Annotated in this window: 10 protein-coding genes; 9 read left to right on the top strand and 1 reads right to left on the bottom strand. The window is 49.5% G+C overall.

The window, feature by feature from the left end; genetic code table 11:
• Positions 1-376: 376 nt before the first annotated feature.
• Genes LCF41_RS03275 through LCF41_RS03265 form a run of 3 tightly spaced genes read left to right on the top strand, consistent with a single transcriptional unit; the run spans position 377 to position 1,915 of the window.
• The gene (locus tag LCF41_RS03275; protein ID WP_225086868.1) at positions 377-973 is read left to right on the top strand and encodes a DUF2589 domain-containing protein; all 597 of its coding nucleotides are present in this window, start codon (positions 377-379) and stop codon (positions 971-973) included.
• A complete protein-coding gene (locus LCF41_RS03270; protein WP_225086867.1) occupies positions 966-1,427 on the top strand; it encodes a lysozyme in 462 nt (153 codons plus the stop codon). Before LCF41_RS03275 ends, LCF41_RS03270 begins: the two co-directional genes overlap by 8 nt.
• Positions 1,428-1,483: 56 nt before the next feature.
• Complete coding sequence (locus LCF41_RS03265; RefSeq protein WP_225086866.1) at positions 1,484-1,915, top strand: hypothetical protein; 432 nt, start codon at positions 1,484-1,486, stop codon at positions 1,913-1,915.
• Between the two features lie 257 nt (positions 1,916-2,172).
• On the opposite strand, the gene LCF41_RS03260 is transcribed toward LCF41_RS03265, so the two are convergent.
• Positions 2,173-5,271: a non-ribosomal peptide synthetase gene (locus tag LCF41_RS03260; RefSeq protein WP_225086865.1), complete on the bottom strand. Its 3,099-nt coding sequence runs from the start codon at positions 5,269-5,271 to the stop codon at positions 2,173-2,175.
• Between the two features lie 325 nt (positions 5,272-5,596).
• Here LCF41_RS03260 and LCF41_RS03255 point away from each other — a divergent pair, with 325 nt between their 5' ends.
• From LCF41_RS03255 to LCF41_RS03230, 6 genes are all read left to right on the top strand, one after another.
• Positions 5,597-6,226 carry a DUF2589 domain-containing protein gene (locus tag LCF41_RS03255; RefSeq protein ID WP_225086864.1) on the top strand — a complete coding sequence of 210 codons (630 nt, stop codon included), beginning with the start codon at positions 5,597-5,599 and terminating at the stop codon, positions 6,224-6,226.
• Positions 6,227-6,327: 101 nt separating this feature from the next.
• Positions 6,328-7,839 (top strand): amino acid adenylation domain-containing protein, encoded by a 1,512-nt coding sequence (locus LCF41_RS03250; protein WP_225086863.1) that lies wholly within the window; start codon positions 6,328-6,330, stop codon positions 7,837-7,839.
• Between the two features lie 10 nt (positions 7,840-7,849).
• Entirely contained in the window at positions 7,850-8,122 is a 273-nt protein-coding gene (locus LCF41_RS03245) for a phosphopantetheine-binding protein (protein WP_225086862.1), read from the top strand.
• Positions 8,123-8,323: 201 nt separating this feature from the next.
• Positions 8,324-9,292: an IS110 family RNA-guided transposase gene (locus tag LCF41_RS03240; RefSeq protein WP_225086736.1), complete on the top strand. Its 969-nt coding sequence runs from the start codon at positions 8,324-8,326 to the stop codon at positions 9,290-9,292.
• Between the two features lie 293 nt (positions 9,293-9,585).
• A complete protein-coding gene (locus tag LCF41_RS03235) occupies positions 9,586-9,855 on the top strand; it encodes a hypothetical protein (RefSeq protein ID WP_225086861.1) in 270 nt (89 codons plus the stop codon).
• A gap of 139 nt (positions 9,856-9,994) precedes the next feature.
• Positions 9,995-15,496, top strand: a complete 5,502-nt coding sequence (locus LCF41_RS03230) for a type I polyketide synthase (protein WP_225086860.1) — start codon at positions 9,995-9,997, stop codon at positions 15,494-15,496.
• The last annotated feature ends 70 nt before the right edge of the window (positions 15,497-15,566 follow it).

Here is a 15,566-nt window from a genome sequence, read left to right as displayed (position 1 = left end):
AAGTTTTAGTCCATCTTGAAAGATATGATGTCACGCCATTTGGCATATGCCGTTTACCTTATAGACTTGGTCATATTTATTAACGCATACTGACATGATAACTTCAGATAAAATCCCCAAAGAAGAATACCATTAGCAATGAAATATTATCTCAAAATAAGCCCTAATAGCGTAATGATTTCATAAATGTATAAAACCTTTAGCGCAATAAATCTTTAAAATTGGAATAAATGGCCTATGTCGTATTGCATGCTATCGCTACCACAATGACTGATATATTATTCTTTAATTAATTGTTAACGTTTTCTCAAACTGTCATTTATTTTCCTCCAGGGTTTTTATTTTTAGCGATTGGAAAATAAGATAAGGAGAGAGTATGTCATTCAAAAATTGGATAACGGGAAAAAATAAAAAACCAGAGAATGTCGAGCCCCCCCAAGGGGAAAACCCCCATTCCACGCTAAACGATCGCGTGACGTCATCATCAAAGGCGCTAACATTAGCAGATATTGCTCGCGGCATGCAGCATGCCGCTACCGCAGCCAATCAATTTATCGCTCACCAATACCAACAAACGCTCGATCCTTTTTTTGAACGTGACGCTGATGGTGCGTTAACGCCAAAGACGGTTTCTATTCAACTCGATTCTCGACACCACATCGAGCTGCCACTGGTTGCCCTTTCTACTCCAAGGGGGTTGATGCTGGAAAAAATGAAAGTGCAAATGACAGTGAGGACCGATGCGGTAAGCAAGGACGAAATAGCCTCGCCTTTAGACGATTATAACGTCAGCAATTTTCACGTCAGTATGTCGCCTTCAGGCAAAAACAAAAAAGGCAGAAATAGTCAGCACATCGATATAGAAATGCAGTTCACTGCGCTCGCCCCCCCTGAAAGCCTCATGCGATTAATTGATGACTATACCAATCTCGTTCTCCCCCAAATAACACAAGAGGAAAAAAACAATGGCTAACATTCCTGAAACGATCAATGAAGCTGGTCTCGATCTTATTAAGAGCTTTGAAGGATTGAGATTAACAAAGTATCTCGATACCGCTGGCAGATGGACTATTGGATATGGACATCTGATACTGCCACACGAAAATTTTGATAACGGTATTACCCTTCAGGAAGCCGACTTACTGTTACGTCAGGACTTAAAGACGGCGGAAACCGGTGTACAGCATTATGTGAACGTTGATCTCAACGGAAACCAATTTGGTGCACTAACATCATTTACCTACAATCTGGGCGTAGAAAGTCTGGAAACGTCGACATTATTACGCCTGCTGAATCAAGGTAACTATGATGCCGCAGCCGATCAATTTCCACGCTGGGACAAAGATGGTGAACAAGTCGTGGAAGGTCTTCTACGCCGTAGAGAAGCAGAAAAGGCGCTTTTCCTACAGCCCGTCACACCGAGCTAATATTCAAAAAAACGCGAAAACGCCCCTTTCATAGAAAATATTATCACGGACATATTATGGATCTTTCAACCTATCCTCTAATCTATGGCATTCTAGTCAGCGATATTATTGCATCAATTTCAGGATTATTCGGCGGCCTCAGTATTTCCTTCTTTTGGCGACCGCAGAAACTGAATAATTATGACAAAGTTGTCTCGATATTAATTATTATCATCATCAGCATTTCAGCAGCATTCTCATTGGTCGGTATTATTGCCGAATTGCTGCACGTGAATATCAATAAAATGGAGAATGCAATAGGGCTAGGTTATCTGGTTGGTGCTATTAGTGTGGGTTTAGTTACGCTGCTGGCAAACTTCTTCAGCTATCGAGAGAATAACGACATCCTGGATGTCGCGTCGGAAATCAAGCAGGCGACAAAAGGTGTTCATTCGATCAATGAAGCTCGGGAAAAAACACCCGATGACAAAAGCTCGTCAGACCATTAGTGCATGGCTCTCATAAATAATTAGTCTCATCAATAGCTATTATCATCAACAATTAGTCTCACCAATAAACGTACTCAAGAATACCTGTTCTCAGCCGTACGTCGCTCATATAGCAGGAAGGCACCGCCTTCCTGCTACCACATTCTCCTTCCTGACACGTTCAACCATCTCATCAGTGCGTGGCTCATGAAACCAGCATCTACATGCAAGCCCTCTTAGCGAAGGCGCCACAGTTCGGGCGCCTTCGTAAGCATTACCTACCGGTTGCCGTACAAGGGCGTCCCGTTTGGCTGTACGATATCCATGAGAATTTGATGGTACTGATGAGACAGAGTGGCAATATCTTCCGCTTTAAACGCCGCCAGCTGATAATTAAAACACAGCGTCAGTGCGTCATCGTCATAAACAGAGAGCGTCAAATCCAGTCGAGCCTGATGATTAGCAATATCCGCGATCTGATATGCAGTCTCATTGATCTGTACGGCCGGCGGCATAGCGGTCAAATAGTTAAAACTGACAGGGAAACGCAGCTTATCAGACCATCCTCTGGCGCGAACATCGGCCATTAACACATCATAGGGCAATGTCTGATTGTCCAAAATGGCATGGATCTTATTCTGGCCACGGGCCAAAAGCGTGCTGAAAGACTCCTGAGTGGGCGAATCATCATAGTAGGTCACCATATTCACGAAACAGCCTATCGTCGTGGCGTTTTCCGCCAGCATACGGTTCGACACCGGAATACCGATGGGCACATGACGGTAGTTTGTCGTTTTGAGCAGCAGGTTGAAAGCGGTCAGCATGCAGACAAATGGCGTTGTGCGATGCTGCTGGGCATAGTGCTTTATCGCCTGCGTTAACGTATCAGACAAAATACACCAATAATTTTCTCCCTCCTTGCTTTCACTAAGAGGAAATGCCGTCGCATCAGCACCCGCAGCCAGGTAAGCCTCCATTTTATCCAGCCAAAACTGCCGCTCTCTTGGGTAGCACTGATCTTTAGTACGCCGCTGCTGTTGACGATAGCGCAGATAGCGCTCTTCACTGCCTATTCGATAGCTGCGATCGCCCGCGCTATAAGCGCGGATGTAATCAATAAATTGATTGAAGAATAAGCCAATCGCGTCATGATCGAATACGGTATGGTGCACGCGTCCCAGCAGAATATGCCGTTGCGCCGCCAGCGAGACCAGATGAAAACAGATAAGCGGAGAATGTTCTAAATCCATCTCCGGTGTATTGACCAGATCCAGCAGTTGCTGGTCGCTCAGCGTATTCGCCAGCCCGCCGGTAGAGAAAGCCGTCAGTCGTTCAATCGGGATCGCCCCGACAGGATAATCCCCCTCAAGGCATTGCAGACGATCCAGATCGAAGCGCGTCCTCAATACCGGATTACCTTCCAGAATACGCCCAAGACTCCATTCCACCGCAGATTCATCCAGTGTACCGTCTATCGTCAGGCGAAAAGCCAATTGGTAGACCGACGGATCCGGACTGAGCTGATCCAGCGTCAGAAAATAACGCTGCTGAGATGATGGTGTGAGCGCCTCGATATCCGTTTTACCCTCATCAAGCGTGGGCTCGTCATCGTTAACATAGTAAGGGACGATGAAAGCAAGCAGATGAGGGGTCGCGTTGTTGAAAAACAACGGATAATCGATGTCGCTAAACAGTCGTTTTCGAATCAGTCGCCTGGCGTTCATCGCCTGAAGCGAATCCCCCCCTAAATCAAAAAAGTTATCGTTGGCGCCGAGCTCACGAAAACCAAGCACATCCTGCCAGATGTCAGTCAGTTCCTGTTCCAGCTCATTGCCTGCGGTTTTAACCGGATATCCCAACTCAGGGCGCTGCGGACAAGGCGCAGGCAGCCGGCTGACATCCAATTTCCCGTTAGGCAACTTGGGCAGCGTTTCCAGCATAATAAAATGGGACGGATGCATCGCTCGTGGCAATTTATCCTGCAAGAAGCGACGTAAATCGTTCGTGGCAAGCGATGGATTACGGCTTACCAGATAGGCCACCAGACGCTGACGCCCGTTTTCCTGAATCGGCCGCACCAGCGCGTTGTCGATATCGCCATGCTGGCGTAACACGATTTCGATCTCTTCGGGCTCAATACGAATGCCATTAATCTTAATCTGGCGATCGATACGCCCCAGATAGACGATCTCCCCGTCCGGCGTCCTTTTTCCCAGATCGCCCGTGCGGTGTCCCCAGTCGCTTTTACCGGCTCGCTCATGAGTAAAGAAACGCTGTTGCGTTAATTCGTCGCGATTAATGTAGCCACGGGCGACGCCTTCACCGAAGGCGCAAATCTCCCCTTCTTCCCCTTCAGCCACAGGACACAGATTCTCATCCACGATCAGAATTTCGCTACCACGCAGAGCCTTACCGAGCGTCACCTCTTTTCCCGGCACCAATTCGGCAAACGAGCAGTTGGCCGTCGTTTCCGTCGGGCCATACAGATTAAAGAGCCTGACATCCGGGATCTGCTGGAATGTGCGCTCTTTTAAATCAAAAGAGACAGGTTCACCAGAGAGAAAAACGGTTTTGGGTAACGCCCACACGTGAGAAGAAGTCGCCTGATAGCGCAGCAGTTCATCCCAAACGGTCGGCACACAGTAAATGGCGCCGTCCGGATGCTGCTGGTGCCAGCGTAATAAAACGTCCGGTTCATTCAAGCTATCGGCGGGCAAAATAAACAGCGTGTCGCCACGTAATAAAGGGGCGTAAAGCTGTGTCACAGCGGCAGCAAAACTGAGTGACGATGTCAGAGGGAGCGTCGCACGCGTCTCTGGCCACACATCCTCATTAAACCAGTTCAGATAATAACTCAGATTTCGATGCTCAATGGCCACCCCTTTTGGCTTCCCGGTAGAGCCGGAGGTATAGAGAATATAGGCGAGATCGTTTTCACAAACGGATGGCAGCACGGCTGCCGGCTCAGTGGGATAATGAATATCCTCTAACACGAGCGTAGAGGAGAAAACATTATCGATAGCCGTTTTATTTACCATCGAGCGCGTGGAAATAAGTAAAAATGCCGACGAGTCATCAAGAATCTGAATGATTCTTTCTGACGGGTGAAAATGTGAGAGCGGAACATAGGTATATCCGGCTTTTAAAATAGCCAGCAAGACCACCGGCATCATGACCCCAGGCTCCAGATAGACGGCAATTCTGCCACGTTTATTATTCGGGTAGTGTGATAAAAGGTAATCGGCCAGAAGGCGTGACCGTGATTCTATTTGTTGATAGTTCAGGCTGTCGCCGTTAAATTCCACCGCCGTCTTATCGGGGCTTTTCAGTGACCATTCAGAGATAATTTCAAAGACCGTTTTTCTATTCTTCATCATTTTCCTTCCATATTGTAAAAGGATGCTTTTTACGGGAATGGTTCTAACGCAACGTCCGGTATCTCACACGGTGAAAAATTAATGTTGTAAAAATGAGAATACGTAACGATGGGGTCGTCATGCTAATACCAGGAAAGACACATAAAATAACGCGCATGCCTGAGTATGGGTTTAACAAATAAAAGACATTATTGCCTATATCCCAAAGGGACTATGCCAGAATGCGAAAGTCCCCCTGTACCCTGACGGGTATTCTTTTCCCTTCCCTTTGCTATTTTTTATTGACAGTGCATCACACTCTATTCGCAGATAATTGGAGGTTCCGATGGATTCGCAATTTATCGGTTCGGTTATTAATGCATTACCACTGGAAAATATGATTAGCGGGCCTTTACAGGCAATGATTAACGCACAGGTTCAAGCCAGCAAAGCCTATACGGATTTTTTATTATCCGTATGCATTCAGAATAATAAAGCCGTTGCTATCCAATTCGATTACGACGAAACGCTTATTGATGAAAGCGGAGTCGCAAAAGGCGCGGTGACAAAAACGATGCGCATACCGCTCATTGCCGCCATTACCCATCCGATTATTTCTATTGAAGAAGGGACAATCGACTTCGAACTTGAAGTGACACAGAGCGAATCGTCATCTGATGACACCGGAGAAGACGGCAATCTGGCCGCTGCACTGGGGTGGGGACCTTTCAAGGTCAAAATGGCCGGTCGGGTCTCACACAAGTCGGCGCAAACCCGGGCTACAGATACACGCGCTAAATACAGCATTCACACGCAGGTAAAACGCCAACCCGCGCCTGAAGTGCTCATGCGTGTTATCGATTTTCTGACCGATGCCGCAACCAGACCCAGCACTCCCGCAGGGGAAAACGTGTTACAGACAGCAGAAAACATAGCCCCACCCGCATCTGCGGAGCAGCAAGAAGCATCATCATAATCACAGCACATTACTCAGCGGCATAGCACCTGTGTGCCGTACCTGCATAACGCGTAAAAGGATGCCCGGCGTGACCCCTGGCATCACCAGAGGATCAGATCATGGCATCGGCAAGAGTGCTCCATACCTTATTTGAACAGCAGTGGCATCAGACGCCGGACGCCATCGCCCTGAGAAGCGATACCGAAATATTGACCTATCGGCAATTGGAACAACGTGCAAACACCATGGCGAGCGAGCTATTGCTGCGGGGCGTAAAGCCGAAGGATGTTGTCGGTATTTATTTGAATAAAAGCCCGAATCTGATCGTCAGCCTGCTCGGCGTATTGAAAACCGGTGCGTGCTATTTACCGCTTGATCCTTACTATCCACACGAGCGTCTGGATTATATGGTCAATCATGCCGATGCACGTCTGGTGATCACTGACGATGAACACGCGCTTAAGCTAGCGCCGGGCCACCGTGAGATCGTTGACATCAACCAGCTCGATCTGAGCACACAGGCTACCCCAGCGCTTCCCACCGTCAGCGAGGAAGACCTGTGCTACGTGATGTATACCTCCGGTTCTACCGGAACGCCAAAGGGTGTTATGGTCAGTCATCGCACGGTGATCAATTATCTGGCATGGATGCAAAGCGCCTTCGGACTGCATCACGAAGACGTTGTACTTAATCAATCCACGTTCAGTTTTGACGTCTCGGTGTGGGAAATTTTCTGGCCGCTGATCGCCGGAGCCAGCTGTGCGGTGATCACCGAAGACGCCAAGTACGATCCGCTATTGCTGGCAGAATTTATGTGCCGCCATCAGGTCACGGTTGCTCAATTCGTACCGACGGCGCTGCGCGTTATTGTCGATGCACACGTGCTATCCCGCTGCACATCCCTATGCCATATCTTTTCTGGCGGCGAGGCGCTCGATCAAACACTGGTTAACGATCTTTCCCTGCAATATCCGAGGAAAATCCACAACCTCTACGGCCCAACCGAGGCCACAATATTTGCCTGCCACTGGCACTGCCAGCCGGGAGCAGAGGAGAAAATTGCCCCGATTGGCAGACCAATCCCGCACGCCATCGCTTATGTACTGGACGACGCGCAGCAGCCTGTCGGTGCCGGGGAAAGCGGCGAGCTCTATCTGGCAGGAGATATTCTGGCCAAAGGCTACCTGCATGCAGAAAAGCTGACGCAGGAACGATTTGTCGATGATCCGTTTAGCCATCAGTCTGGGCAGAAAATGTATAGAACCGGTGACTGGGTTAAGCAACGAGCCGATGGCGTGCTGGAGTTCATTGGACGAATAGACAGCCAGGTTAAATTACGCGGACACCGTATTGAGCTGGCGGAAATAGAAACGCACTTGCAGGCGCTGCCACAAATTAACCACGCCGCCGTTATTCTCGAAAAGCGCCCGGAAAGCGTAGCGCCATCGCTCTCCGCGTTTTATGTATTACGGCATCAAAAGCGCATCGATATTCAGGAGATAAAAGCACACCTTGCCAAGATCCTGCCTTTCTTCATGGTGCCTTCCCATTTCGTCGCGTTGGAAAAAATGCCCACGCATCCCAATGGAAAAATTGATAAATCCAAACTGTGTTCCTATGTAAATAACTAATGGTGAAAAAATGTCAAACGACAAAGCAATATTACCTTCCGAGATAGAAAAAAATATTATTTCTATCTGGCGAACCGTACTCAATAATCCGCAGGTCTCTATTCAAGAGAATTTCTTCGATGCAGGAGGAAACTCTCTGCTTATGTCCAAAGTTTATCGGGAAATAAAAAACAAAATGGAGTCACCGATCTCTATTGTTGATTTATTCCAATACCCAACGGTACAGATGCTAAGCAAGCGTATTAGCGAAATACACGCTGGGAAATCAAGCAGCAAGAAGTAATTACGTCCAAAATCGTATTTATACTCTTGTATCTTGAAGTTTAGATATTATTGACAATGTAAGTTTGGCACGGTTCATGTAGCCTGTTTTACTCTGGGGTTTCTAAGCCCGTTATTTAGCTCATTGCGCATGAACCGCGCCACTCATCTGAAACCCGAACAGTTGTTTGACCTCATTTCGTATTTGCAAGGAGGGGTAAAAATGAGTCTGCCAGATTTACTTCACATCGGTATTGATGTTTCCAAAGCCTCCCTCGATATCGCTATGGGTTCTGCATTGCCGCCCTTTTCCGCCAGTAATGACCTCGATGGCTTTGACGCTATTCAGGCTGAACTGGCAAAACATTCAGTTTCTCTTATCCTCATGGAGGCCACCGGCGGACTCGAAGCTCCACTGGCTTGTTCGTTACAAGCTGCTGGTTTTGAGGTCGTCGTTATCAATCCCCGCCAGGCAAGAGACTTCGCTCGCGCCATGGGATATCTGGCTAAAACCGACCGCATTGACGCCAAAGTATTAGCGCAAATGGCTGAGGTCATTGACCGACATCCTGAGCGTGAACGTTTCATTCAACCCCTGCCAGATATTCAACGTCAGGCTCTGGCCGCTCTCGTCACGCGGCGACGTCAACTCGTTACCATGCTTGTGGCAGAGAATAACCGACTTGCTTCGGCTCACCCTCAGTCCCGCAAGAGCATAAAGACGATCATTAATGCCCTGAAACACGAACTCGCTCGAATTGACCACGACATGAACAAACATGTTCAAAGCCATTTCAAAGCGCTTTCTGATTTACTTGGCAGCGTCAAAGGCGTTGGGACGACCACCATCTCTACCCTTCTGGCTGAGTTGCCCGAACTGGGGACACTTTCCCGTCGGCAGATAAGTGCGCTGGTAGGCGTTGCCCCTTTAAACCGGGACTCTGGGAAAATGCGCGGCAAACGGACAATATTTGGCGGAAGAGCCAGCATACGTAGCGTGTTGTATATGGCCGCGCTGGTTGCCACACGTTTTAATCCGGTGATTAAAGATTTTTATACCCGCCTTGTGAACGCGGGTAAGCCGAAAAAAGTCGCGCTTGTCGCGTGTATGCGTAAACTTCTGACTATTCTGAACGCGATGCTCAAAACGGGTCAGGCTTGGGACAACGATTTTCATCGAGCTACCCCATGAAAAAATGTTGTTCAAGACAGTTGCTAAATAATTCGAGTTTCAGGAAGGCGGCAAGCGAAGGACAAATTCGTCAGGAACGAATTTGACCAGCCAACGGCTGGCCTTCGGTGAGAGACAGGATGTCTCTCATTTCATCCCGGTGAGCTTACTCAAGTAAGTGATTCGGGTGACTGAACGTAGCCAACGTACATGCAACTTGAAGTATGACGAGTATATACTCCAGGGGAATAACCGCCCTGTAATGGGTAATGCATTTCATCATCCTTATTTCACTGATAATAGGTGGTAATACCATGTCTGCAAATAAATTGAATTCCGCAGTAGTAAAAGCGAAGGTGGCTTCGGCAATTAAAGTTGTACTGAGTCACCAAAATTCATCCAAGCCCGCTAACTATTATGCGATTGGCCAGAAAGTCCTCCCTTATGTCAGAAAATATTGGGGGACGAAGTCTGTTCCTGCTATTCCTGTTTCAATCAAAGCATCATTGCAACATCCATCAGCATCTGGCCTGCAAAGTATCATCAGCCAGATTACTGCTGAAATCGCGGGTAGCAAAAAGTAATTCACGTTTAATTTAGTTGTCCCTTCTATATTCACGGCGTAGGACGTCGACCTTTTTTTCTCTGGAAAATATTCAGAGAGAGAAGGTTAACGGCCTGCGCCGTGAAAGGAGGCGAATATATTCACGTTGAGGTAATTAAATGAAACAGCAAGAACAGTTCCGCGATAAGGATATTGCCATTGTAGGCATGTCGGCGCGCTTTCCCGGAGCAGAAGATACCGCGATATTTTGGCAAAACCTGTTGGACGGCGTGGAGACGATCAGCACATTCAGTGAAGAAGAACTGAGGGAGTCAGGCATTGAAGAAGAGATGATCGCCTCGCCCAACTATATTCGCCGCCGGGGAATTTTGGGCAACGCACAGCACTTTGACGCTAATTTTTTTGATATTACGCCCCGCGATGCCGAAATTATGGATCCACAGCATCGTGTCTTTTTGGAATGTTGCTGGCACGCGTTTGAAGATGCCGGCTACGTCCCTGCCACCTACCCTGGAAAAGTGGGTATATTCGGCGGAACGGGAACCGCCTGGCATTTGAGTAAAGCAAATGCCCATCCTGAAGTACAGAAGTACGCCAGCGGCGCATCGGTCGTCACCAACAATGATAAAGATTACGTAACGACCCGAGTGTCTTACAAGCTCAACCTCAAAGGGCCAAGTGTTAACGTACAAACCGCTTGTTCAACTGCGATGGTCGCCGTCGTGATGGGTATGAACAGCCTGCTGAATGGGGAAAGCGATCTGATCGTCGCAGGCGGCGTTTCCGTGGATACGCCAGAGCGCCGGGGTTACTCCTATATGCAAGGCGGTATGGAATCCGCCGATGGCCGTTGCTATGCCTTCGACTCGCGAGCCAACGGTACGGTATTCAGTCGTGGTGCTGGCGTGGTGTTATTGAAACGTCTGAATGACGCCGTACGCGACGGCGACCATATTTACGCCGTGCTGAAAGGCGGCGCAGTGAATAACGATGGTAACCTGAAAGCCGGTTTTACCGCACCGAGCATCAGCGGACAAATCGCCGTTGCCAAACAGGCGATCGCTAATGCGGAGCTTGATCCCGCTACCATCAACTTTGTTGAAGCTCACGGCACCGCGACGGCGCTAGGCGATCCTATTGAATTCACCTCGCTCACACAGACGTTTCAGGAATATACCGACAAAACCCAGTATTGCCGTCTGGGTTCGGTGAAAACCAACATCGGCCATACGGACGCGGCATCTGGCATGGCCAGCCTCATCAAAGCCTCACTGGCGCTGGAAACCGGCAAGTTACCCGCCTCTCTCCATTTCGAATCGCCAAATCCTAACATTGAGTTCGAAACCAGCCCGTTCATCATGAATACCGAACTCAGTGAACTGGAACCGTCGGAAACACCGCACCGCGCACTGGTGAACTCTTTTGGCGTCGGCGGCACCAATGCCTGCATCATTCTGGAAGCAGCACCACCGCTAAAAGCTAGCGATACTCATGACGACAATCTGCTGGTTTTCCCTTTCTCCGCGAAAAGCCGCACGGCGCTGGAAGACATGAAACATCGCCTGCGTGAGTACCTCAGTGCGCATGACGATGCCAATCTGGCAGATATCGCCTACACCCTACAGGTAGGGAGACAAAGGTTCTCTCACAGCACAGCCATTATCGGGAAGGATCGCGATGCCCTGCTAGCCAAGCTGGATCAGCCTTCACTGGTGGTGACGCAGCAGGGGAAAAACCAAAAATCCGTCGTGTTTATGTTCCCAGGGCAGGGCAACCAGTATGTCAATATGGCGCGTGAACTGTACGACACCTACGACGTCTTCAGGGCGAGCATGGATCAATGCTGTGACTATCTGGAACCGATTCTGGACGTCAATCTGACGTCAATTATTTTTCAGGACAGCGACGATACCGCCGAGTCCCGAATCAATGAAACCCAGTTTACCCAGCCATCCCTGTTCGTGGTGGAGTACAGTCTGGCAAAACTGTGGATGTCGTGGGGCATTCAGCCGGATGTCATGATTGGGCACAGCGTGGGGGAATACGTGGCAGCCTGTCTTTCCGGCGTGTTCTCACTGGAAGATGCGCTGAAAGCCGTGGCGCTGCGGGGCAAGATGGTACAGGCATTGCCCGCAGGGGATATGCTTGCTGTTCTGCTCGATGAAGAGAGCTTGAAGGCCAAACTTCACGGCAGCAAGCTGGAAATTGCGGCGGTTAACTACCCTGGACTCTGCGTCATCGCCGGTGCTTCAAACGATGTCGCACGTTTCCAACAGCAGTTGGAAGACAGCAATGTCTTCTGCAAACATCTGGATACTTCACACGCGTTCCACTCACACATGATGGAACCCATGCTGCCTGCCTTCAAAAAGGTCATCGACAGCATCAAGCTCCATGCGCCGAAAATCCCTATTGTCTCGACCGTCAACGGCGAATGGCTGAGTGAAGACATCGCTAAAAGCAGCGATTATTGGGTTGAGCACGTTCGCAACACCGTTCTGTTCTCTCATGGCTTCAAAACGCTGATGGCTGACGAACATCATGACTTCGTGTTCCTTGAAGTTGGACCGGGGCGTTCACTGGAGTCGTCCGCCAAGCAGCATTTCAGCGCAGAAGATGGTGCCTTGATTTATGCTTCATTACCCACGGCAAAAGATGTTGCGTTATCCGGCGAGCATCTGCTCTCAACGCTCGGCGCGCTTTGGGCAAGCGGCGTAAACGTTCCCTGGCATCAGCATCATCCAGAACAGCACCGTCGCCGCATCCCGCTGCCCGGCTATCCTTTCGAGCGTAAACGCTTCGCCCTGCCGGCGCTGTCGTCAGCCAGCTCTGATGCGCAAAGTGAGCAATCCGTTAAGGCTAAAAAGCGGAAACAGGCGGACATCGGCGATTGGTTTTATATGCCGACCTGGAAGAAAACCATTCCAGCGAAATATATGGCGGGCAAACGCGTTGAAGCAGAGAACACCTGCTGGCTGCTCCTGACGGATACGTTGGGTATCGCCGAACGTGCAAAGCAATTGCTGGAAAAAGACGGGCATAAGGTCTTTTTCGTCAGCCCGGGAACACAGTATCAGGAAGCGCTTTCCGAAGGCCGATACACCCTCAACGCATCCTCGCGCACTGACTACGTCCAGCTACTGAAAAGCCTGACAGAACAAGGGTTACGCCCATCACGTATCCTGTACCTATGGAACCTGACGGCAGCGGAACAGGTCCAGCCGCTTGAGCACACTTATCTCTCCTCGCCGCTGAACGCGTTCTACCCAGCCCTCTATCTCCAGCAGGCGCTGGTGAACGAGAATTTACTGGACGATCTGCATGTGACCTTCGCCACCAGCAACACGTTCAGCGTGATGGGGGAACGCATCGCTTCCCCAGAGAATGCGTTACTGGTCGGGCCTTCGCGCGTGTTCTATCACGAATATCCTGAAGTGCAATGCCACCTGGTGGATATCGATCTCAAACAAAACGCCGAACAGCTTGATGAATTTGCCCACTGTCTGATTGCAGAAAGCCATATCGCAACACACGGCAACCTGGTGGCTTACCGCGGAAACCAGCGCTGGGAAGAAAGTTATCAGGCCGTGCATTTGGAAGAGGACACGATAGGCGACCCTGTTGAGATAAAAAATGACGGTGTTTACCTGATTACTGGTGGCCTTGGCGGCCTAGGAATACTGGTCGCCAATCATCTGAGTGAAACAAGTAACGCAACGATAATTCTGACATATCGTTCCGCTCTACCGCCGCGTGAAGCATGGCACAATTGGATCCAACAGCACCCTGTCGATGATCCTACCAGTGAAAAACTGGCAAGCATTTTACGTCTGGAAGCGCATGGCAACGCAGTGCATTTAGCACCGGTGGATGTCTGTGACTATCAGGGAATGCGCAGCATGCTATCCACATTCCCGCATATCGATGGGGTGTTCCATACTGCGGGTGTACCAGGTGGCGGCATCATTCCTTTGAAGAGCGACGCCGATTGCGCCAACGTGCTCGATCCTAAAGTCGCAGGTTCGCTCATTCTGGATGAGCTGCTGCAAGACAAGCAGCCTGACTTCTTTATTCTGTTCTCCTCCATTACCGCAATTGTGGGCGATGAAGCCCGCATCGATTACTGCTCTGGCAACGCGTTTATGGATGCCTTTGCACATTATCGCAACCAGCATCGTCGTGGCCGCACGGTATCAATAAATTGGGGACAATGGGGCGATGTCGGCATGGCTGCCCGTTGGAACAAACAGTTAGAAGAGAAGAAAAACAGCAAAATGCCTGTAGCTGAGGCAATCACGGGGGACTTACTCACGCTCATTGCACGTGAAAATATGCAGGAAATCTATCAGGTCAACCTCACCGTAAACGACTGGGTTATTGATGAGCACCGCCTTGCGAAACAGCCCTCATTGGTGGGAGCAACGATCTTATCGCTGCTGCATGAGTTCATGACGTGCTTTAAGCCTCAGGAAAGCCTTCAGGTCAAAAACCTGATGCTGACTAAGCCCGTTATCTATACCGACGCCTGGCCACGACAGATGAGGCTATTCATCACGTCAGAGGGGAAAGGCTATAAGTTCAGCCTCAAGACTCGAGGTGTACTTGAACTAGCATGGCAAGAGCACGCCTTCGGTGGAATCGCCCACGGCGCGCCAACGGTTGACCTTACACCACTATCGACTGATGCCATTAAACAGCGCTGCACCACGAAGGTTCCCTACGCGCCGTTTATCACTGAGCTGGACAATGCCAACACGGGTGAAAATTTCCTGTCGTTCAGCCAGCGCTGGAACAACCACCGTGAGATCGTTCAAGGTCATAACGAATGGCTGATCCACAAGGTGCTGAGTAACGACTATACGCACGATCTGACCCGCTACCCATACCACCCTGCGCTGATTGATGCCACGGCAATATCCTGTCTGGCGCTGATTACACAGGAAAATTTCCTGCCTATCAGCTATGGCAAGATGACCTTCTTATCGCCACTGGGGCAAGAGTGTTACGTCCACGTCAGGCTCAAGCAGGCTTATCAGCCGCAGGATAACGCCATCGTCATGGATATCACGTTCCTTTCACCAGAGGGCGTTCCGCTGCTGGTACTGGAAAATTACACGCTGATGAAGATGACGATGGGCAACCAACTCGCTACATCCGAAAACACATCAACAGCAGCGAAAGCCGCAGTAAAAGTGAATTTGGCAGATAAAGACATTCTGTTGCCAGAAGGGCTGGATGCAATAAAACGCCAGCTCGCACATCTGGAATTTGAACAGTTAGTCGTTGTTACCAGCGATCTGGACCAGCTCATTTATGAGTCGATCCCTGAGCAGGAAACGCCTGAGTTCATCTTGCAGGATAGCGATGCTACGGAAGGATATGCCAGACCCGCTCTTTCTGTGGATTACGTTGCACCAGAAAATGACATTGAGAAAGAGATCGTCAAAGTCTGGCAGTCCATTCTGGGGATTTCGGGTATCGGCGTTAACGATAGCTTTACTGAACTGGGCGGAAATTCGCTGCTGGCAGTACAGGTTGTATCTACCGTTTCGGGCATCTTTGAAATCGATATCCGTGTTGATCTCTTTTACCAGAACCAGACCGTGCAAGGGTTAGCAACGCTGATCCTTACTGAACTGGAAACCTTATTGCAGGAATAAGCGCACGGCCGCCTTCGGAATGTATCTCGAAGGCGGCCGCTACTGTAAAAAACCGACTATCACAAAATGA

Origin of the sequence: Pectobacterium colocasium, assembly GCF_020181655.1 — a bacterium.
In the GTDB taxonomy this organism is placed as follows: Bacteria; Pseudomonadota; Gammaproteobacteria; order Enterobacterales; family Enterobacteriaceae; genus Pectobacterium; species Pectobacterium colocasium.
This window is presented reverse-complemented; position numbering and strand designations above follow the sequence as displayed.

Bases quoted from the DNA above. Each gene is read 5' to 3' on its own strand.
- LCF41_RS03275 (WP_225086868.1), top strand. From the start codon at position 377: ATGTCATTCAAAAATTGGATAACGGGAAAAAATAAAAAACCAGAGAAT.
- LCF41_RS03270 (WP_225086867.1), top strand. From the start codon at position 966: ATGGCTAACATTCCTGAAACGATCAATGAAGCTGGTCTCGATCTTATT.
- LCF41_RS03265 (WP_225086866.1), top strand. From the start codon at position 1,484: ATGGATCTTTCAACCTATCCTCTAATCTATGGCATTCTAGTCAGCGAT.
- LCF41_RS03260 (WP_225086865.1), bottom strand. From the start codon at position 5,271: ATGATGAAGAATAGAAAAACGGTCTTTGAAATTATCTCTGAATGGTCA.
- LCF41_RS03255 (WP_225086864.1), top strand. From the start codon at position 5,597: ATGGATTCGCAATTTATCGGTTCGGTTATTAATGCATTACCACTGGAA.
- LCF41_RS03250 (WP_225086863.1), top strand. From the start codon at position 6,328: ATGGCATCGGCAAGAGTGCTCCATACCTTATTTGAACAGCAGTGGCAT.
- LCF41_RS03245 (WP_225086862.1), top strand. From the start codon at position 7,850: ATGTCAAACGACAAAGCAATATTACCTTCCGAGATAGAAAAAAATATT.
- LCF41_RS03240 (WP_225086736.1), top strand. From the start codon at position 8,324: ATGAGTCTGCCAGATTTACTTCACATCGGTATTGATGTTTCCAAAGCC.
- LCF41_RS03235 (WP_225086861.1), top strand. From the start codon at position 9,586: ATGTCTGCAAATAAATTGAATTCCGCAGTAGTAAAAGCGAAGGTGGCT.
- LCF41_RS03230 (WP_225086860.1), top strand. From the start codon at position 9,995: ATGAAACAGCAAGAACAGTTCCGCGATAAGGATATTGCCATTGTAGGC.